General features: G+C 29.4%; 17 protein-coding genes and 6 tRNA genes. 9 read left to right on the forward strand and 14 right to left on the reverse strand.

Annotated features, from left to right (window positions below; translation table 11 throughout):
• Positions 1 to 72: 72 nt before the first annotated feature.
• Positions 73 to 846 (reverse strand): succinylglutamate desuccinylase/aspartoacylase family protein, encoded by a 774-nt coding sequence (locus ON24_RS04725; RefSeq protein WP_081585237.1) that lies wholly within the window; start codon positions 844 to 846, stop codon positions 73 to 75.
• Between the two features lie 288 nt (positions 847 to 1,134).
• Between ON24_RS04725 and ON24_RS04730 the strand changes: the two genes are divergently transcribed.
• Both ON24_RS04730 and ON24_RS04735 read left to right on the forward strand, forming a co-directional pair.
• Entirely contained in the window at positions 1,135 to 2,310 is a 1,176-nt protein-coding gene (locus ON24_RS04730) for an argininosuccinate synthase (protein WP_016359159.1), read from the forward strand.
• A 454-nt stretch (positions 2,311 to 2,764) separates the two neighbouring features.
• On the forward strand, positions 2,765 to 3,502 hold the full coding sequence (locus tag ON24_RS04735; protein WP_040682117.1) for an NAD-dependent protein deacylase: 738 nt from the start codon (positions 2,765 to 2,767) through the stop codon (positions 3,500 to 3,502).
• 63 nt (positions 3,503 to 3,565) lie between these two features.
• Here ON24_RS04735 and sfsA read toward each other — a convergent pair whose 3' ends face one another.
• Positions 3,566 to 4,270 carry a DNA/RNA nuclease SfsA gene (gene sfsA / locus ON24_RS04740; RefSeq protein WP_040682118.1) on the reverse strand — a complete coding sequence of 235 codons (705 nt, stop codon included), beginning with the start codon at positions 4,268 to 4,270 and terminating at the stop codon, positions 3,566 to 3,568.
• Positions 4,271 to 4,295: 25 nt separating this feature from the next.
• Positions 4,296 to 5,855: a bifunctional ADP-dependent NAD(P)H-hydrate dehydratase/NAD(P)H-hydrate epimerase gene (locus ON24_RS04745; RefSeq protein ID WP_040682119.1), complete on the reverse strand. Its 1,560-nt coding sequence runs from the start codon at positions 5,853 to 5,855 to the stop codon at positions 4,296 to 4,298.
• A gap of 158 nt (positions 5,856 to 6,013) precedes the next feature.
• On the opposite strand from ON24_RS04745, the gene ON24_RS04750 reads away from it, so the two are divergent.
• Positions 6,014 to 7,180 (forward strand): NAD-binding protein, encoded by a 1,167-nt coding sequence (locus tag ON24_RS04750; protein ID WP_050553556.1) that lies wholly within the window; start codon positions 6,014 to 6,016, stop codon positions 7,178 to 7,180.
• Positions 7,181 to 7,557: 377 nt separating this feature from the next.
• Here the strand turns inward: ON24_RS04750 and fhcD are convergent, their stop codons facing one another.
• Together fhcD and ON24_RS04760 are read right to left on the reverse strand one after the other, a co-directional pair.
• On the reverse strand, positions 7,558 to 8,439 hold the full coding sequence (gene fhcD / locus ON24_RS04755) for a formylmethanofuran--tetrahydromethanopterin N-formyltransferase (protein ID WP_016359164.1): 882 nt from the start codon (positions 8,437 to 8,439) through the stop codon (positions 7,558 to 7,560).
• Positions 8,440 to 8,770: 331 nt separating this feature from the next.
• Positions 8,771 to 9,862, reverse strand: coding sequence for a UPF0104 family protein (locus ON24_RS04760; RefSeq protein WP_040682120.1), 1,092 nt, complete (start codon positions 9,860 to 9,862; stop codon positions 8,771 to 8,773).
• 186 nt (positions 9,863 to 10,048) lie between these two features.
• On the opposite strand from ON24_RS04760, the gene ON24_RS04765 reads away from it, so the two are divergent.
• Together ON24_RS04765 and ON24_RS04770 are read left to right on the forward strand one after the other, a co-directional pair.
• Positions 10,049 to 11,545, forward strand: a complete 1,497-nt coding sequence (locus tag ON24_RS04765) for a TrkH family potassium uptake protein (RefSeq protein WP_040682121.1) — start codon at positions 10,049 to 10,051, stop codon at positions 11,543 to 11,545.
• 372 nt (positions 11,546 to 11,917) lie between these two features.
• Positions 11,918 to 12,565 carry a potassium channel family protein gene (locus tag ON24_RS04770; RefSeq protein ID WP_016359167.1) on the forward strand — a complete coding sequence of 216 codons (648 nt, stop codon included), beginning with the start codon at positions 11,918 to 11,920 and terminating at the stop codon, positions 12,563 to 12,565.
• Between the two features lie 443 nt (positions 12,566 to 13,008).
• Here the strand turns inward: ON24_RS04770 and ON24_RS09265 are convergent.
• The 7 genes from ON24_RS09265 to ON24_RS04800 form a co-directional block, all read right to left on the reverse strand.
• Positions 13,009 to 13,165 (reverse strand) — tRNA-Trp (locus ON24_RS09265).
• Between the two features lie 84 nt (positions 13,166 to 13,249).
• Positions 13,250 to 13,660 carry a Holliday junction resolvase Hjc gene (gene hjc / locus ON24_RS04775; RefSeq protein WP_016359168.1) on the reverse strand — a complete coding sequence of 137 codons (411 nt, stop codon included), beginning with the start codon at positions 13,658 to 13,660 and terminating at the stop codon, positions 13,250 to 13,252.
• 134 nt (positions 13,661 to 13,794) lie between these two features.
• Positions 13,795 to 13,870: transfer RNA gene (locus tag ON24_RS04780), tRNA-His, on the reverse strand.
• Positions 13,871 to 13,905: 35 nt separating this feature from the next.
• A tRNA-Leu gene (locus ON24_RS04785) sits at positions 13,906 to 13,988 on the reverse strand.
• 46 nt (positions 13,989 to 14,034) lie between these two features.
• Positions 14,035 to 14,109, reverse strand: a tRNA-Glu gene (locus tag ON24_RS04790).
• Positions 14,110 to 14,141: 32 nt separating this feature from the next.
• Positions 14,142 to 14,215: transfer RNA gene (locus ON24_RS04795), tRNA-Ile, on the reverse strand.
• A 5-nt stretch (positions 14,216 to 14,220) separates the two neighbouring features.
• A tRNA-Asn gene (locus ON24_RS04800) sits at positions 14,221 to 14,293 on the reverse strand.
• Positions 14,294 to 14,581: 288 nt separating this feature from the next.
• On the opposite strand from ON24_RS04800, the gene ON24_RS04805 reads away from it, so the two are divergent.
• From ON24_RS04805 to hisE, 4 genes are all read left to right on the forward strand, one after another.
• A complete protein-coding gene (locus tag ON24_RS04805; RefSeq protein ID WP_016359169.1) occupies positions 14,582 to 15,583 on the forward strand; it encodes a radical SAM protein in 1,002 nt (333 codons plus the stop codon).
• Between the two features lie 159 nt (positions 15,584 to 15,742).
• Complete coding sequence (gene gatB / locus ON24_RS04810) at positions 15,743 to 17,095, forward strand: Asp-tRNA(Asn)/Glu-tRNA(Gln) amidotransferase subunit GatB (RefSeq protein WP_040682122.1); 1,353 nt, start codon at positions 15,743 to 15,745, stop codon at positions 17,093 to 17,095.
• Between the two features lie 13 nt (positions 17,096 to 17,108).
• Complete coding sequence (locus tag ON24_RS04815) at positions 17,109 to 17,930, forward strand: CBS domain-containing ParB/RepB/Spo0J family partition protein (protein ID WP_040682123.1); 822 nt, start codon at positions 17,109 to 17,111, stop codon at positions 17,928 to 17,930.
• A 23-nt stretch (positions 17,931 to 17,953) separates the two neighbouring features.
• On the forward strand, positions 17,954 to 18,244 hold the full coding sequence (hisE, locus tag ON24_RS04820; RefSeq protein WP_016359172.1) for a phosphoribosyl-ATP diphosphatase: 291 nt from the start codon (positions 17,954 to 17,956) through the stop codon (positions 18,242 to 18,244).
• Positions 18,245 to 18,534: 290 nt separating this feature from the next.
• On the opposite strand, the gene ON24_RS08940 is transcribed toward hisE, so the two are convergent.
• Positions 18,535 to 19,179, reverse strand: a complete 645-nt coding sequence (locus ON24_RS08940; protein WP_050553558.1) for a GNAT family N-acetyltransferase — start codon at positions 19,177 to 19,179, stop codon at positions 18,535 to 18,537.
• Between the two features lie 255 nt (positions 19,180 to 19,434).
• Positions 19,435 to 20,223, reverse strand: coding sequence for a nickel pincer cofactor biosynthesis protein LarB (larB, locus tag ON24_RS04830; protein ID WP_040682124.1), 789 nt, complete (start codon positions 20,221 to 20,223; stop codon positions 19,435 to 19,437).
• Between the last annotated feature and the right edge of the window lie 120 nt (positions 20,224 to 20,343).

Consider the following 20,343-nt stretch of genomic DNA (forward strand, 5'->3'; position numbering starts at 1 on the left):
AATTAATTAATAAGAATATTAAATTATATTTAAATATAAATTAGCCTAGAGCATTTGAAAAGAAATAAATAATTAAATTATATTAAAAAAAGATAGAAATTTAAACATCTGAAGTAAAGAACGTTTATAAGAATTTGGAGCCATAAATCCAAATGGAGATACAACTTCACAGGTTACAGCAGGAATACCTATCTTATTACACTCATCCTCAAGTGCACCCTTATATAAAATTCCTGCACTATCATAGTTAATTAGTTGACATCCGACACTTGATGCAATATATTTACCTATTTCATAACTAAGCTTAGTCGGATGGGAAGATGAGAAAACTGATTCCCTACCGGGATTACTGTTTAGACTAGTGGAATGGAAATCACCGACAGCCTCAATATCTTCAGAGCCAACTATGTTATAGATTATATTTGAAATAGAACCCTCATCAAGTGTGGATCTGTTTAAGTCAACACCATTAAAGGATCTTGAATTATTCATACTTGCATTAGGAGCCGCAAATGGGATTAAATAAACAGTACCATTAACCTCGTTTGACAATAAATAATCGATTAGATACAAGCAAGCAAGTTGAGGAGGCAATTCATTACCATGTATACCTGCTACAATCATTACTTTAGGTCCACTATTACCTATCTTAATTAAAGGAGTGCCCTTAATAGCGATATTTAATAGATCTTTAAAGATATCGTTTTTAGGAATCTTATTATAGAGAACTTGATTAGCAGAGATATAACCTCCAGAATTAATACAGGAATCAAGTAAGCTAATATTGCACTTTAATGATTCAAGAATATTATAATAATTTTCTGAATAAACATCATCTGATTCCATTAGAAAAACTCCTAAAATAAAATAAAAATAAAGGAAAATAAAACAAAAAACAATTTTTTCCAAATAATAATTTCTAAAGAATATTATTTAAATTAACCTAAATGATTTTTTGTAATACAAAATCATATAAAAATAATAAAAAATAATGATTTAAAAACGAGTATAAAAACTATATTTATATAATAAATAAAATAAATTATATTATTAGTATGAAACTATTTTTTTAATTTATAAAAAATTTATTTCAAATTATTACTAAATCTTATAAATATAATATTAGGTGATTTTATGGAAAAAGTAGTTCTTGCATTCAGTGGAGGATTAGATACTACTGTATGTGTAAAATTATTAGAAGAAAAATATAATTATGAAGTTATTACTGCATGTGTTGATGTTGGACAACCTAGAGAAGAAATTGAAAAATCTCAAAACTCTGCAGATAAATTAAACAATAGTAAACACTATATTATTGATGCTAAAGAAGAATTTGCTAACGATTATATATCAAGAGGCATTAAAGCTAATGCAGAATATGAAGGTTATCCATTAAGTACTGCTCTTGCAAGACCTTTAATTGCTATGAAAATTATCGAAGTTGCTAAAAAAGAAGGAGCAACTGCAATTGCACATGGTTGTACTGGAAAAGGTAATGATCAATTCAGATTTGAAGCTATAATTAACTCAATGAGCGACTTAAAAGTTATTGCCCCTATCAGAGAATTAAACCTAACTAGAACTGAAGAAGTTGCATATGCTAAAAAACACAACCTTCCTTTAAAGAACGATAAAATCTACAGTATTGATATTAATATCTGGGGAAGATCCATTGAAGGAGGAGACCTTGAAGATCCATCAATTGAACCACCTGAAGAGATATATGAATGGACCAAATCTCCTGAAGATGCATTAGACACACCTCAAAAAGTTGCAATTGAATTTGAAGAAGGAATACCTATTGCAATAAATGGAGAAATGATGCCTTTAGTAGACATTATTAGAAAAGCTAACGAAATAGCTGGAGCTTGTGGTGTTGGTAGAGTAGACAGTATTGAAAACAGAATGGTCGGATTTAAAAGTAGGGAAACCTATGAAGTACCTGGTGCAAAATTAATAATTGCTGCACATAAGGCTTTAGAAGAATTAGTTTTAACTGTAAGTGAATTAAGATTTGCTGAACTTATGAGTACCATATATGCTGATCTCGTCTACAGAGCTATGTGGCAAGAACCTTTAAGAGATGATCTTGACCAAGCAATTGATGAAATGCAAAGAAGGGTTAGTGGTAAAGTAGTTATGAAACTATATAAAGGCAATATTGAACCATTAACTAGAGAATCTCCATTCAGTTTACACAGTATTGAACAAATCACCTTTGAAGATAAAGAAAACGATCAAAAAGACTTTGAAGGTATGATTAAATACCATAATGTACAAGGTGCAAACTATCAAAAACTTAATATGTAGTTTTTACTACATTACCTTTTTTTACTTTTTTTAAATCTTATAATAAAATTAAATAATAATAATACTTTTTACTTAAAACATTAATGAATTCTTTATTTTAATTAAACTAATTTATCCAATGAATATTTTAAGATTATCAATATTAATAAAGAAATATTCAAAAACATTAAAGATTCAATTAAACTTTTTTTAGGTATTTAAATAATAATTAAAAATATCCAACTATAATCTAGATTTAATAAATTTAGATATTACTAATAATTAAAGATATTTAACTACATTCTAAGAGCTTATTAAACTATTTTTTTAATTACTTAAGATTAAATAAATATTCACATAAAACAATTCATATTCTTAAGAATAATACTATTTCTTAAAACTTTTAAAAATATAAAAAAAACTTAATAATTTCAGTGATATAAAGAAATACAATTAATATCAAGGTTGATTTAAAATGAGTTCTAATGAAAAAATTGATAAGTTAAAGGAAATAGTCGATAATTCAAATAATATCGTATTTTTTGGTGGAGCAGGAGTGTCAACTGAAAGTGGAATACCTGATTTTAGAAGCAATAACGGAATATATAATACAGAAACAGAATATGGCGCATCACCAGAAGAGATAATATCACACAGTTATTTTATTAAAAATCCAGAAAAATTCTATGATTATTACAGGAAAAATCTAATTTTTCAAAATGCAAAACCAAACAATTGCCATATAGGACTTAAAAAACTAGAAGATTCAGGTAAATTGCAGGCAATTATTACCCAGAACATTGACGGCCTACATCAAAAAGCAGGCAGTGAAAATGTATTGGAACTTCATGGAAGCATATATAGAAACTTCTGCATGAAATGTGGAAGACCATATCTAATTGACGATGTTGTAAACTGTGAAGGTATTCCAAGATGTAAATGTGGTGGAATGATTAAACCCGATGTAGTATTATATGAGGAACCTTTAAATCAGGTTATATTAAGTTTTGCCGTTGACTATATTAGCACATGTGACACATTAATTGTTGGCGGAACCTCCCTAGTAGTAAATCCCGCTGCAACATTGATACAATATTTTAAAGGAAAGGATTTAGTTATAATAAATAAGGATGAAACCCCTTATGATAGTCAGGCAGATGTTTTGATAAACGATAATATAGGAGACGTCTTTAAAGAGCTAATGGATTTATAATATTAGATGAATCTAAAACAAATACCAATTAATAAACAATTTATTTTTTTATTAAAACCAGAACTATTTTTTTAAAGTAAAATCCAATGATTTTCCTTCTAGCTCCACTTTATCCAGACCATTATGAGACTTATAAACCAATATCTCGACACCTTTCTCATATGCCTCATTTAAGTTTCCTGCAAAATCAGGATCATTTTCCCAATTTGGTCTAAAGTAATCTGCTGCAGGATGTTGAATTAAAAAGAAGACAACTGTTCTATGACCTTCCTCCTTGAGTTTAATTAACTCTTTTAAATGTTTGCTACCTCTTTCCGTTGGTGCATCTGGAAATTGTGCCCAACCGTCTTTAATTAGAGTTACACCTTTTACTTCACAGTAACAATCTTCCATTATCTCTCCATTGTCTTCCTTTCCCAGATAAATATCAATTCTTGAATTATCAATTGTTTTTTCCCTTTCAATAATATTATATCCTTTAAGTTCTTTGACTTTTCCAGATTTAATACCTTCAAAAACAACCCTATTTGCATCCTGGGAATATAATGACACTAATTCCCCCTTATTCTCAACAAATATTAAGGAATATTTTGTTTTTCTTTTGGGATTATTGCTTGGAAGCAAGTATACTGTAACCCCCTCTATTAACAATTCCTTACATCTTCCGGTATTTGGAACATGAGCTTTAACCTCATCACCGTCAATTTCACATATAGCAATAAAACGATTAGGCCTACTTTTAAATATAGCTTTTTTAAAATCAGACATTATACCACTTAAAAAAATAATAAAATTATTTAATAATATTTGCCATTAATGCACCTAAATACTGAATAATGTCTGTTGCGGAAAATCCATAACCCTGTTTATTCATAGCTAAATCTCCAGCACGACCGTTAAGATAAACTGCAAGGGAACCAGCATCAAAACTATTTAATCCCTGAGCAAGTAAACTTGTTGAAATACCAGATAATGCATCCCCGGTACCTCCAACAGTCATGCCAGGATTACCTGTTTTATTGATTTTAAACCTATTACCCTGGATGATCAAATCATATTTACCTTTTAAAACAACGGTACCCTTAATGTTTTTAGCAATTGATTGAAGTGTTTCAATTTGTTCGTTGATTAAATCATGATCTAATGGTTCTGTTAATGGTTTAATATTATCTCCACTTATGGAATTTTGTTCAATAGCTGATTTGAAGAAAGACTTAAATTCAAATAAATGAGGGGTTACAATTAAATCCTCCCTATTTTTAATTAAAGACAAATCAACTAATTTAAGAGCATCTGCATCTAAGACCATTGGTTTTTTGATTTTATGAACTAAAACATTAAATAGTTTACCGGTTTCATCATTTATTGTAGCTCCAGGACCTAATAAAACTGCATCAACCTCATCTGATAATTCAAGTATACTATCCAAATTGTCCATATTTAAATAATCACCATTTAAACCTTTTACAATAAGGTTTGGAGACATTGATTTAATGGCTAAACTTGCAGACTCTGGACATGCAACATAAACCAAATCAGCACCAGAGGATATGGCGCTCATACCTGCAATGGCGGGGGCACCGGAATAATCCTTACTTCCACCGACAATTAAAACCTTACCATTAAGACCTTTATGGGAATTTGAACCCCTTTTATTTATTTTAATTAAATCCCCATAACCAACAAATAATTCCGCTTCCATAGGTATACCTATATCACAGGTAACCAGATTACCTACCTTATCCTCTCCTGCTATTTTAACACCTGTTTTAATCCTATGGAAAGTAATTGTATAATCCGGCATAAATGCAATATCGGATACCTCCCCGGTTAAGGGATCTAAACCAGAAGGTACATCAACAGCAACCTTAAGATTACCTACCCCATTCATTATTTCAATGGCCTTTCTTGCCTTAGGCCTAAGTTTACCTTTAATACCTGTGCCTAAGATGCCATCCACTATAACATATTCCCCATGAAATTCAATGTCATCAAAGTCGGAAAGATCATTAATATAATTGATTGATAGACGGGAAATTCTAGGTACCATATTTAATAAAACATCAAAATTAGCCTTGGCATCCTTAGATTTAATATTGTCTGCAGTATATAATGAATAGATTTCAACTGTAAAACCTCTGTTTAAAAGATAACGTGCTGCAACAAAACAATCACCACCATTACCTCCAGAGCCAGTGAACAATGCCACCTTGACAGGATGTGAAAATTTATATGTGATTATCTTTGAGATTTCATCTGATAATGATTTACCTGCAGATTCCATTAAACATAACCTGCTTAAACCTAAACACTCACAATTTAAATCTGTTGCATTCATATCAATCGGATCCATAATAACACCTGAAAAATAAATTTATTTAAAATGAAAAATTAATCCTCATTTGACTTATATAAATAATTAATAGAAATATATATTATTAGAATATTAAATATTTTAATATATTAAATGTAAAAAACATCAGGAAAAAAATAAGGTTTAGGTGTCTGGATTTGAGTTTAGAAAATAATGATGATAATTTCGCAATAATTCGCGAAAATCTTACAATAACCGGAATATTAATAATAATCATATTGTTTACCTATGGTATAATAGGCTCAATGTTAATTATGCACCTAAATCTTGTAGATTCTATTTACTTTACAATAATAACAATCGCAACTGTAGGATATGGTGATATTTCTCCAGTGACACCTCTACAGAAAATATTTGTTATTACCTTAGCTTTAACAGGTATAGGGCTTATTGCTTATATATTTAGTGCTATTATAGAAAATGTTTCAATGAAGATTGATAGACTTAGAAGTGGTTCAAAGATGAAAAGGAAATTAGAAAGTATGGAAGACCACTATGTTTTATGTGGATATGGACGTGTAGGCTCCGTTGTTTTAAAGGAACTTATTCAAAGGAAACAGAAAGTGATAGTAGTAGATAACAATAAAGAGAAGATTGAAAAATTAAATGAGGATGAGACAATCCAATCCAACGATAATGTTTTAACATTATATGGAGATGCAACCGATTTAGACATAATGAAAAAGTTTAGAATCAAACATTCTAATGGATTGATTCTAACAACAGGTAGTGATGTAAATAATTTATTTATTGTATTGAGCATTAAAGAGGAATCTCCCGAGACATGGATTGTATCAAGGGCAAGTAAACAGGAGAATATCCGAAGACTATATAATGCTGGTGCAAATAAGGTTATTTCTCCAGAATTCACTGGAGGGGTTGAACTTTTCCTCGCATCTGTTAAACCTCATCTTGTAAGAATCACCTATACGTTAAACCCTGAAAATATTAAAAATGAAATAGAGACCATCCTGAATCATGGATGTACAATTGAAAGTATAGAATACCATTTTCAAGGAATAAAAAAACCCTTTACAAGAGATGTTGGTTTTAAAACCACCGAAGATGTTGAGGAATATTGGAAAGAAAACCATATAGAAAATTCAAACAATTCACTAACACAGTTATTTAGAGTTAATGAAGCAATTGAATCCCATCTAATTAGTGGCCCAAGCCAAAAAATTATAGATGAGGTTATTAAAAAATTAAAAGATAACAATTCCCTTATTGGAGTTAATATGACTGACGAGGAAATATTTGTCTACAACAATCAAAGGGTAAATGAGATATTATCTGGGGAATAATTTTAAAAAAAAACAAACAAATTATAAAACATCACTAAATTTAATAATTGCATATTTAAGGATTTCCATTAAAATTAGATTTATTCCATCTATTTAATCCTTAATGCAATTATAACTAACTACTATTTTTAATAAAATTAGATATTTATTATAGATTAAATAAATGGACTATTTTAATAAAACTCGAAAAATAAGTAAGTTCCATAAAATCAATTAACCCTTTAAATAAAACTCAATAAAAAAATAATAAACCTACAAAAATCAACTACTTCCAAATAAAACACAAAAAAGGACAATTTATAAAATTAAATAAAAATAGCCAGTGAAAACTCAAAAAATGCAATAATATAAAAAAAATAGTTATAGGAATAACTATTTTATAATTCTTTTAAATGGAAATGGTATGGACCTAAATCTCCACCATAGTTACCAGCACCAATTCTTAAAACACCGGAAACTTGGCAAGCAGCTTCAATACCTGCTTTCATAGCAGCACTTACAGATTCTTCATCAAGACCATCAATAACGATTTCCATCATACCAAATACATTATCTGGTAATTCTGTTTCTACTTTATCTTTTAAGGTTACACAAACTTTTTCATTGGTAGATGCATTCATAAATTTGTATTTGGAACCAACTTTAGAACCGGAAGCAACCATACCACCTGGGAATGGAGTGATTACACCAGGTACAGATTTAATAGCATCAGCAGCAGCTTCAGCAGCAGTTACAGCTGAAAGTTGACTATCTGCCATGATAAAGAAGTTTCCTCCAGCTACTCCTTCTTTCCATCCCATAGTATCTTCCACTAAGAAATCTCCAGACATGATAGGAATACTTTGCATTTTTCTTCCATTTACTTCTACTTCGGTTTCATATCCGTCACCAAAGAATCTAAGTTTGTTTCCAGTTTTGAAACTATCTTCAGAATCGAGTGCATTAAATGCTGCTGCGGTAGGAGCAGTTAAAACACATTGACCAATCCTTTCCATAAGTTCATTATCTAATGATTTTTTAGACATGTGACAGATCATTATTGCAAAACCAGGTCTTCCATCAGGAGTTTCTGTTGGAGGTACGTAATGATCAATACCTGCTTCAGCAGGACAACCAATAACAGAAGTTCCATAACCTGTTGCTTCAGTAGCTGCAATCTCAGCTAAATGTTTAGTTGCAGCAGTAATAATCATTCTTGAAACTTTTATTCCGAAACCTTCAGCGAAAGTATCAACTATTTCTACACCATTATTTTCCATTATTTCACCTAAAATTAATTTAAGATAATATAATCTTATACATTTTAATTTATTTAAATAATAAAATAAAGTTTTCTATTTAATATTTATAAAAATTATAAAGTAAATCTAATGGATTTATTTAAATTAAGAAATCAAAAAAGAGCATTATTCTTAAAATCAAGAAAAAAAATCAATTAAAAAGATAGAAATAAACCAGATATTTAAGAGGCTCTAAAAATTAATGAAAATCAAGCAAAAAAAAATAGAAAATAAAATAACTATTTAAAAAATTCGAAAAATTAATAGAAAATAGGTTAATAACAAAAAAATTGATTAAAATTTAATAAAATTATTTAGTCATTTTATTCAATTTTTTAATATTATCAACTGCATCATCAAATTCTTTTGTATTGTCCTTCCCATTATCTTTAGGACCTGTTATATTTTCCAAAACATTTACACCGTAATAAGGAATAGTGAGTAAACCTAAAAAGGTGGTCATCCAATAGGATATTAACCTTTCAATAACTGTTGCTGCAGCACTGATTCCAGATGGTATTCCTGCACTTGCAAAGAACAATATCATGGTACCGTCAATAAGTCCAATTCCCCCCGGTAAAAATGGAATAAAACCAACTAATACAGATATTATAAATACCTCGGCAATAACAATTGGAGAAACCGGATAACCAAATGCCATGAAAATTAAAACCACACGGGAAATCTCAACTATCCATATTAAAAAAGATATAGGCAATGCATAATACATAAGATCTTTGTCAGATAACATCACCTTCATAGTTTCCTGAAAACCATTAACTGCGCTTACAAGCCTCTTTTCCCTTTGCTCAGTATCTTTCTTAGAAAATTTATGAAGTAACCATACAAGACCACCAATTACCTTCTGTCCAAAACCTTCATTTATAGACATATAAACGATAGCGGCAACTGCCAAAATAACTGCAACAACTGCTATAATCAAAATAGCTATAATAGTTAAATCCAGATTGAAATTTAAAATAACAGAAATTATAGTGAGAATTGCAAGTACAATAAAAGGAAATGTATCCATAGCCCTATCAGCAATTACCGTTGCAAAAGTTTCTTCAAAAGGAATATTCACTTCCTTAGTTAAAACATAAGCCCTTACAGGCTCTCCCCCACCACGTCCACTAGGAGTAATATTGTTTACTGAAAGACTTAACATGACCATAGGCAATAATTTCCATAAACTGACCTTAATATCTGCAAGACCATTAATAATATACCATCTTAATGCAAATAAGAAATAAACTACAAATTCCAATAATATGGCAAGTAAAACATACCATAAATTAGCTGCAGATAAAGCATACACAATTTGGTCAATACCAATGAAGTATAACATGATTACCATAATTATTAAACCAAATATAATAAGTAATGAAGTCTTATGTTTCATCATATCCCTTTTAATAAAAAAGTCCATTATAAAGAATAACTAAATTCTTAAAAATCCATAAATTTGTATTTAATTTATATTTATTAAAATATATATAAATAATTTATTTAACAAAATATAAATGTTAAATTACTAAATCATATTTTAAGGGATATTTTATTATACATAGTTTGAGAAGTTATAATAATGAAATTTGTAAACAAGAAAGACATAAAGATTATAAGCCATTATCTTGGAAGGGTAATGCAAGCATTAGGTGTGGCGTTTCTAGTTCCAATTATTATTTCCATTCTTTACTTAGAAACCAACTGTATAATAGGTTTTGCAATAACAAGTGCTTTATCATTGATAATAGGAACCTCACTTAATAAAGCATTTAAAGATACCGACAATATTAGGTTAAAACATGCAATGGCTGTTTCCGCACTTGCTTGGCTATGGGCCAGTATCTTAGGGGCAATTGCAATGAAGCTTATTTTAAACTTCCCATTGATCAATGGTTTATTTGAAAATATGTCAACCTGGACAGGTACAGGACTTACAATGTTTACAAATGTTGAGGTTTTACCTAAATCAATACAGTTTTTAAGAAGTTTTGAAGGATGGCTTGGAGGTTTAGGAGTTGTAATTATTGGAATAGGAGTACTTATACGTTCCGGTACTGCAGCGGCTAAACTTTATAAATCCGAAGCTAGAGACGAAAGGATAAAACCTAGTATTGTTAACACAATGCAAAAAACCATTGAAATATATGTAATTTATACTATTTTTGGAGTCGTATTATATCTTTTAGCAGGATTACCTCCATTTGATGCAATTAACCTTTGTTTTGCAATGATCTGTACCGGCGGAATGTCAATAAAAAATGCCAATATAGGATTTTACAACAATGAGATCATATATATTATAAGTATGATCATAATGATTCTTGGAAGTATAAGTTTTCCGGTTCATTATAAAGTATTTAAAACAAAAGGAAAAGCTATTCTTGACGATGTTCAATTTAAAGTTATTATATTATTAATAGTAGTATGTACAACCCTTATATTCTTCTCATGCAAGATTCTTCCAACAGATGCATTATTCATGGTAATATCTGCAACAACCTCAACTGGTGCAAATTGTATATCTTCAAATCAAATGATGGGATGGAATAGTGTTGGGATTATTATACTATTACTGTTAATGTTCATAGGGGGTTCAAGTGGATCCACATCAGGTGGTATTAAGGTAATTCGTATACTAACTACAATTAAAGGTTTTGAAAAAACCATTATGGAAATCTTATCTCCCGAAGGTAGAATCTTTAAATTGAAAATACAGAACAAAGAGATAACTGACAGAAACGTTAAAGAATCAAGTTCTTACATAGTAATAGCTGCAACACTAATTTTAATAAGTTGGATAATCCTTATTGCAAATGGATACAATGGATTAGACAGTTTATTTGATGTGATATCCGCATGTGGCAATAGCGGATTAAGCTCAGGAGTTACAGGTCCAGATATGCCCATAATAGTAAAGTTAACCCTTACATTTGACATGTGGCTTGGAAGATTAGAAATCATACCTGTATTGGTAATGTTAAGAGGAACATTAGAACTATTTAAACCAAGCAAAAAACAAAGACAATTCATCAACAACATCATTAGTAAAGTTAATCCATATTCTAAAAAAATATAATTAATTTTACAAATAACTTTTTTTATTATTAAATGAATAAAAATTAATCATTAACTATGTTTTAATTATGAATTTAATTTATAATCCGTTAAATTAAAACTAAAGATTAATATTAAATCATGAACTAAAATAAAGAGACGAAGAGTACATAAAGTATAGAAATAGAAATGTTTTATATAATTTCAATTAAAACCTGGTTTTAATAAAACAATAAATCAAGTTTAAAATAAATTTACTATTTTTAGAAAAAAATTTAATAAAAATTATTTATATCATAAATATAAATAGAATAATATTTATCAATGAACTATTAAATTTTAATTATCATTTTAATAGATAATAAATAATAAATAATTAATACAGGGTGGTTTAATGTATGCTGTTATTATGGGAGGAGGACGTGTAGGTCTTTCCTTAGCATCTTTGCTTATTGAAGATGGATATGATATTACACTTATTGAAAATAATGAAGTATTATCCAATAATGCATCAGTTGAATTAGACGCATTAGTGATTTGTGGAAGTGGAACTGACACAAAAATATTAGAAGAAGCAAATATTCAAGATGCAGATTTCTTTGTTGCAACAACAGGTAATGATGAAACAAATTTATTAAGTTGCATATTAGTAAGAGAATATGGAATTCCTAAAATTATAGCACGTGTAAGTAATACAGATCACGAAGAGGCATTTAAAAAAGTAGGAATCGATGAGGTAATTAACCCTGAAAGAACAGCTGCAGGTTATCTTGAAAAGATTATCACAAGACCCAATGTTGCAGATTTAACGGCATTTGGTCAGGGAGATGCTGAAATATTAGATATGATTATTACAAACAATAAAATAATTGGTAAACAAATCTATGAAGTTTCTCCAGATGACGATTATATTATCATTGCAACATATGAAAATGGAAGATTAGAAATCCCAAAACAAGATGATATTTTAACTAAGGGAGAGAAAATATCTATTCTTGTAAAAAGAGATGCATTAAAGAAAACAGAAAAGAAATTTGAATAAAATCAAATATCCTATCTTTCACCATTTTTAAAATAAAAATAAAAATAATAATTTTTATTAATTAAAATTATTATAACAATAATTCTATTTTTACAATTTTTATAATATTTTAAATAAAAAATTATTTTAATTGATTCAATTTATATTCTTAAGAGACTATTTTTTTACAATTCCATGATTTTAAATAAAATTAACTGATAATACTATTTTTAGAATTTATAATGTTTAATGAAACAGTTATTTTCCTATTATTTTGAAATTATCAGATAGAATCCCTTAAATTTAAATAAATTACAAGATAATAAACCAATTCTATAATTAAAACAAGAAAGATTAACTAAATTTAAAAGTAGAATATAAAATTATCAGAAATAGACAATAAAAAGACTTTAAATAGAACTATAACCTAAGAACATGTATTAAAAAAAGTTTTTATATAAAAGTGGGGTCACAGGGATTTGAACCCCGATCCTAGGATTTCTCTTGTCTCAGTACTCCAATTGATCATCATTCTGTATCAATTAATACTGTCAGACTACGCGTTAATTTTCTTCAAAGACAACTGGAGTCCCAGATGATGCCAGGTTACACTATAACCCCATATGAAAAAATTTGTAATAAAATATATTACAACAATAAATAATTTGTACAATATTATATTTAAATGTTTTTGTAAAATTAAAATTATTCAAATTTAACCTGTTTATCGATATGAGTTATCTCATCTATTTCCAAACCAAACTCAAGAGCATAATTTTTTTCTACCTTATAATTATTGCTTTTAGTTCTTTGAATATTCTCTGGACTCAAAAACAGCCATTTAGTATATTTAAACTTTACACCTAAATAAGGACTTGCTCCAAATATATTGGAAAATTCCTCTAATGCTTCAATTTGAGGACTATCCACATATATCTTATCTTTAACAGTGGTTTTAACCTCAATTGCAAGATAAATCTTACCGTTTCCAGCAATAACATCCGGCAAGGGTTTCTTTGTAGCACCACCTGATGCCGGAGCCCTCATTGCCGCAAAATTTCTATCCCACAATTTATGTACCAAATCTCTTTCTTCTGCAGAACCTTTCTTAGGCATACTATAACCAAATAAATTTAATTATAAAATAATATATTTTTCAAACTTAAAAACCTTTAAAATTTTTAAAACAATACTCGAAAAATAACAAAATAATCTATAAAGTAAAATATCAAAAAAAGCAATTTTAATCATGGGGCCGGGGCCGAGATTTGAACCCGAGTCGCAGGATCCACAGTCCCGTAGGATGACCGCCTACCCTACCCCGGCATTGAAAAAATAAATACATATTAAAGTTAGATTAATGCGGGAGCAGGGATTCGAACCCTGGTAGACCTGCGTCAACAGGTCCTAAGCCTGTCCCCTTTGGCCGCTCGGGCACCCCCGCCTCGGAATAAGAAGACAATCCCTTTAAAAATCAACTAAAATAAAAATGCTCCGTTCGGGATTCGAACCCGAGTCTCCGGCTCGAAAGGCCAGAATGATTGGCCGGACTACACCAACGGAGCATACGAATAAAAACATAGTAAAGAAATTGTAATGGGCCCAATGGGGTTCGAACCCATGACCTTCCGGTTATGAGCCGGACGCTCTACCTGGCTAAGCTATGGGCCCATAAGCGCCATCGACAGGGCTCGAACCTGTGACCAATCGGTTAACAGCCGAACGCTCTACCTACTGAGCTACGATGGCATATAAAAAACCCAGCTCAACCAAGTATTTTACAAACACCAGGTTTTTAATAAAACCCATGTTTAAAATTACAATAACTTTAAACAGCATTATTATATTTGTTAAGATAGTATATAAAGCTTTCGTTTTTCACAAGGAATTTTTGAAAAAATGAAATCAATAATACTATATTAACATTAGAAATCATAGTATTTAAATGTTATCCTATTTATTGAAAAATAAGTATATTTATTAAATACATTGATAATATTATAAATTAATATTATAAATCCTAAATTTAATGATAACATGAATGAAAATAATCAGATCAATAGTGCGGAAATATTAAAACAAGTCAATAAAGCCAATAAAATCACTTTGGATAATCATCCTAACAAGATTAGTCTTGAAAGGGCAATATTTTTATCTTGGTATTGTGATAAAGGAGACTGTGCATTCTGTTATATGAGTACACAGAAAGACAAAATTAGAGATCCCACAAAGGCCAAAAGAAGAATTCCCAATATTCTAGCTGAAGCAGAAATGTGTAGAAGATTAGATTGGAATATTGAATTTCTATCCGGAGGATATAAAAGTTTTAAAACCTCAGAAATTAAAGACATTGCATGTAAAATCAAAGACATTACCGGAAATGGCGTTTGGTTAAATACAGGCATTACCAAGGAATTAGAAGAATACGGCAATGAGGTTATTGGAATAACCGGTGCTGTAGAGGTAGCCAACCCAACATTACATAACAAGATATGTCCAAGTAAACCATTAAACGACATTAGTCAGATGTTAGATAAATCTAAAGATTTAGGATTTAAAAGAGCGATAACTATTATTCTAGGATTAGGAGAAAATTTAGAAGATATTGACTATTTAATAGATTATATAAAGGACCACCATATTGACAGGGTAATATTCTACTCATTAAACCCCCATAAAGAAACGATTTATGCAAACGAATCACAGCCAGCATCATTATACTATGCTGCGGTTGTATCAAAAATTAGGATTACCTTTCCAAAAATAGAGATTATCTGTGGAACATGGATTGATAATTTAGCCAATATTGGAATTTTAATATTAAGTGGAGCTAACGGAGTTACTAAATTTCCATTATTTAAAATGTTTGGAACCAAATATGGTAAGAGAGTAGAAGAAGAAATCAAATGGTCAGGTAGAGAAATAAAAGGCACATTTACCGATAAAACTAAATTAGGTAAAGATAAAAGTGATTATGATGAGAAATTAAGCAAATATATTAGAAGATACATTAAGGAATCACTTAAAAATAAATATTAATTTTAAACTTTCAGACTATTTTTTAAATAAATATATTTATTAATAAAATAAAATAAAAATTACATTAATATGAAAAAATTATTATTATATTTTTTCTAATTTTTTAATCTAAATTAATTATTAAAATTCCAAAAAATTATTGGAGGAATTATTATTGAAATGAAATGTGGACTTGAAATTCACGTACAACTTGAAACTAAATCAAAGTTATTCTGTAATTGCCCTACAAATTATAAAGAGGCACCGGCAAATACCAATATTTGCCCTGTTTGTTTAAATCAGCCAGGAGCTAAACCATTTCCTACAAATGAAAAAGCTTTAGAAAATGCGTTAATGATTTCATTAATGTTAAATTGTAAAATTGAAAAAGGAACAGCTTATTTCATGAGAAAACATTATGACTATCCAGATTTACCTTCAGGATACCAAAGAACCTCTATTCCAATTGGTTATGAAGGAGAGTTAAATGGTGTAAGAATAAGGGAAATACACATGGAAGAGGATCCTGGTCAATACAAACCAGATAAAGGTGTGGTAGATTTTAACCGTTCAGGAATACCTTTAATCGAAATTGTTACAGAACCAGATATGCACTCTCCAGAGGAAGCACGTAACTTCTTAAATCAATTAATCAGAGTATTAGAATATAGTGGTGGAGCTCGTGGTGAAGGTACTATGAGAGCTGATGTAAACGTTTCCATTGAAGGTGGAAACAGGGTTGAAATGAAAAACATCAACTCCATTAAAGGTGCATATAAAGCATTGAAATTTGAAGTAGTAAGACAAAAAAATCTTATGAAAAGAGGAATTGAGATTAAACAAGAAACTAGAGCTTATCTTGAATCCCAAATGATCACTGTATCCATGAGATCAAAAGAGAATGCAGACGATTATAGATTTATTCCAGACCCAGATTTACCACCGATGAAAATCTATGATAATCAAATAGAAGAAATTAAAGAAACAATGCCTGAGGCTCCCCATAATAAAGCTAGAAGATTTGAAGAGGAATATGGATTAGATAAAGAAACTGCTAAAGTTTTAACCTCAGAATTAGATTTAGCTGATGCATTTGAGGAAGTGGCTAAAGAAGTTGATCCTGTATTCGCTGGAAACTGGATGAGAGAAGAACTTAAAAGGGTTTTAACCTACAATAAATTTGATTTTACTGAAAGTGGAATCAGTACTGAGGATATTGTTGAAATCATTAATTTACTCCAAAACAAAGAAATTACCACAAAAGCAGGTCAAAGAATTGTAGAACAAATGCCAAATAATAAAAAATCACCAAAAGAAATTGGTGAAGAATTAGGTTTAATTGGTATTGTTGAAGAGGATGCAGTTGTAAAGGCTGCAAAACAAGCAATAGATGAGAACCCTAAAGCTGTAAATGATTATAAAGAAGGTCAAAAGAACTCTATTAATTTCTTAGTAGGTCAAGTTATGAGACTTACCAAAGGTAAAGCTGACCCTGGTGAAACTGTAAAAATCTTAAAAGATTTAATAGAATAAATAGGTGGGTTTCATGTCAAAAAAAGCTTTAGTAAAAGATTATATGACACGAAACGTTATAAGTGTTAAATCTAACACTAAATGTGCTGATGTTATTCAAACAATGAAAGATACAGGTCACGACGGTTTTCCAGTAGTAAATGGAGAAGGTAACATTGTAGGAATAGTCACTACCTTCGATTTACTCTTAAAGGATTGGAAAGAAACAGTTGATGAAATAATGTCCAAGGATGTAGTCATTGCAAGGGAAGATATGGCTCTAAACGATGCATCCAGAGTCATGTTTAGACAAGGAATCTCTCGCATGCCTGTTGTCAATAAAGAAGGAAAACTAAGTGGATTCTTAACAAACACAGATATAGTAAGATCACATATTGAAAGATCTACACCTTCCAAGGTCAATTATTTTAAAAATACTTTGGAACAATTATATGATACAAAGGCGAAGGTCATTCAGGAGAAGGTTCCGGTTGACAAGATCAGACCTACCCAAGATAGGATTTATGCTGATGAATTAGACGGAAGAATATATGAACTTAAAAGAGGTTTAGCTGAGCCTGCAATTGTAGTTCATACTGGAGACCGTTGGATTTTGATTGATGGACATCATAGAGCTGTAGCTTCAGTTAAGCTTGGTTGTAAAAACATTGATTCCTATGTTATTGAATTGAAAAAAGACATTAAATTAGGTGTGGAGAAAACAGCCGATAAATCTGGAATCTATACACTTGACGACATACATATAATTGATGATGATCAACATCCATTAATTGCCATCACCGAAAGTATTAAAAAAAGCAAAGAGAAGAAGATTGTTGGTAAAAAAAATCAATGAAGATGAAATAAGAAGGCATTTACATGACTGATGATAAAACCATAAGAGAAGTTTATAAAGTATTAGAAAGTCGTAGAGACAATCCAATCGACTCCTATACTTCAAACATCATGAGAGACAGTGATAAAAAAGCAGAAGACAAAATATTAGAAAAAGTTGCTGAGGAATGTGGGGAATTCATATTAGCTTCAAAAAATGATGAAAACTTAGTTTGGGAAGCAACTGACCTAATATTTCACACAATGTTACTACTTGTCTACAAAGGCGTAGAATTCGATGAAATCTTAGACGAATTTGCAAGACGTAGACATTAAAACTATTCTTATCTCTTTTTTATTTATCCTTTTTAAAAAAAATCTAATTTTACTTAAAAACTAACAATTTAATCAATATTTTAAAAGAACCTGTAAAAATCATACTAATTTTGAGAAATTAAGAATTTAATCTAAAATACATTTAAAAAAAAATATTACCAGGCAACATATTTTTAATAAAAGATTTTATAATCTTATCAAATCCCAATTATCCTAAATATATATTATAAAAAAAATCTAGTTTTAAAAGAAGTTAAAATAATTATATAGAAAAATAGCTAAAAAATAGTTTAAACATTATTAGATGGAAAAACGTATTCCATAGAGTAAGTATCTTTTTCTACACGACCTAATTTAAATGATTTTTTATCAAATATTTTAAATCCCATAGATTCATATAATTTAAATGCCTTATTATTTTTTAAATCAACATCCAGAACAACTCTTTTGAAACCTTGCTCTTTAGCTTCTTCAATGATATGTTGCATTATAGACTTACCGATACCCTGACATCTTTCACTGGTTTTGGTTGCGATTTCCGCGAGATAATAATCATCTTCATTAATATGGGATAAAGTCCTTTTATCAACAAATTTAACTAAAGTAAGACCAAATGCCTGCATTAATTTCAATTTTTTGAAATAGAATAAAGCATCATCTAAAAAATTAAAGTTTTCACCTTTAGATATAAGTACAATACCTAATAATTTAGAAGGAATATCCTTATGATAAATTACATAAAAATTAAACTTAGAATCATAGTCAGGATTTTTGAGGTCATATTCATATTTAGCAAGTAACTTCTTTTCAATAGCATTTATTGCATCTTCTTTACTCCTAAATATCCTTCTAAATACTCTCATATCCACATCAAAAACCAATTCTGCAACCTGACGTGAATTATGTATATTAGGATTAAATTCTTCAAAAATCATAGGGGATCACTAATTTTTTTCAAATTTTAAAACAATACATAAGTATTACTAAAGATTTAATTAATAAAAAAATATTATTAAAAAATAAGATTAACCTTATATTTAAAGCTTACTAAACCATAATTTTTAGCTATACCTAAATTAGATAAAATAATCGTTATTTGGGACAAATAAATTAAACCACACTATTTTAAGATAAAGATGAAATCCTAAAAGACACCTATCAAATTTGATATAAAATCATTGGTTAAGAATTCAATTTTCAAATGTTTGTAAAATGGTAATTACATTTACAGCAGCACCAAAACCATTATCAATATTCACTACAGAGATTCCGGGAGCACAGGACTGTAACATTGAATCAAGGGCAGTTCTTCCACCAAATCCAACACCATAACCAATAGATGTAGGAACTGCAATAATTGGAATATCCACCAATCCTGCTATAACTGAGGGTAATGCACCTTCCATACCTGCACATATAATTAAAATCTTAACATTTTCCTCCATCATGTGGGCAATCTGTGGAAACAGTCTATGAATTCCGGCAACACCTACATCATAAGAACTTAATACATCAACCCCACTTTCTTCCAAAATAACTTTTGCCTCCTCAGCAACAGGTATATCAGAGGTTCCCGCAGTAATAATACCAACCTTGCTCTTAAATTTAGGTTTGATATCTTCAGTGTTTTTATTAGAAATAATTAAGATTCTTGCTTTCTTATTATAGAATAAATTATAATCCTTATCTAAAAATGAGATATCCTCTTTTAATTGAGTATACCTGTCATTACTTAATCTTGTAATAAGTAGGGTTGACTCCATTTTTGAATCTTTATAATAACCGGTTATAATAGATAAAAGATCATCATAGTCTTTAGTCTCAGCAAGAATAGCTTCGGGAAAACCAGTTCTAACCTGTCTTTTAGTATCAATCTTAGCAATATTATCTATCTCAAGAATATTGTTAGATTTGATAAGGTTTTCTGCCTCTTCTAAACCTATCTTTCCCTTTTTAAAATCTTCTAAAATTTCCTTCATATTATCATCTTAAAATAAATAGCTGTGTTTTTTAAAAAAAAAAATATTATTAAAATTAATCTTTTATATAATATTAACTATTAAGTTATTTAAAACATTTTAAAATAAAAACCATATCCA

This window comes from Methanobrevibacter boviskoreani JH1, from assembly GCF_000320505.1.
Classification (GTDB): Archaea; Methanobacteriota; Methanobacteria; order Methanobacteriales; family Methanobacteriaceae; genus Methanarmilla; species Methanarmilla boviskoreani.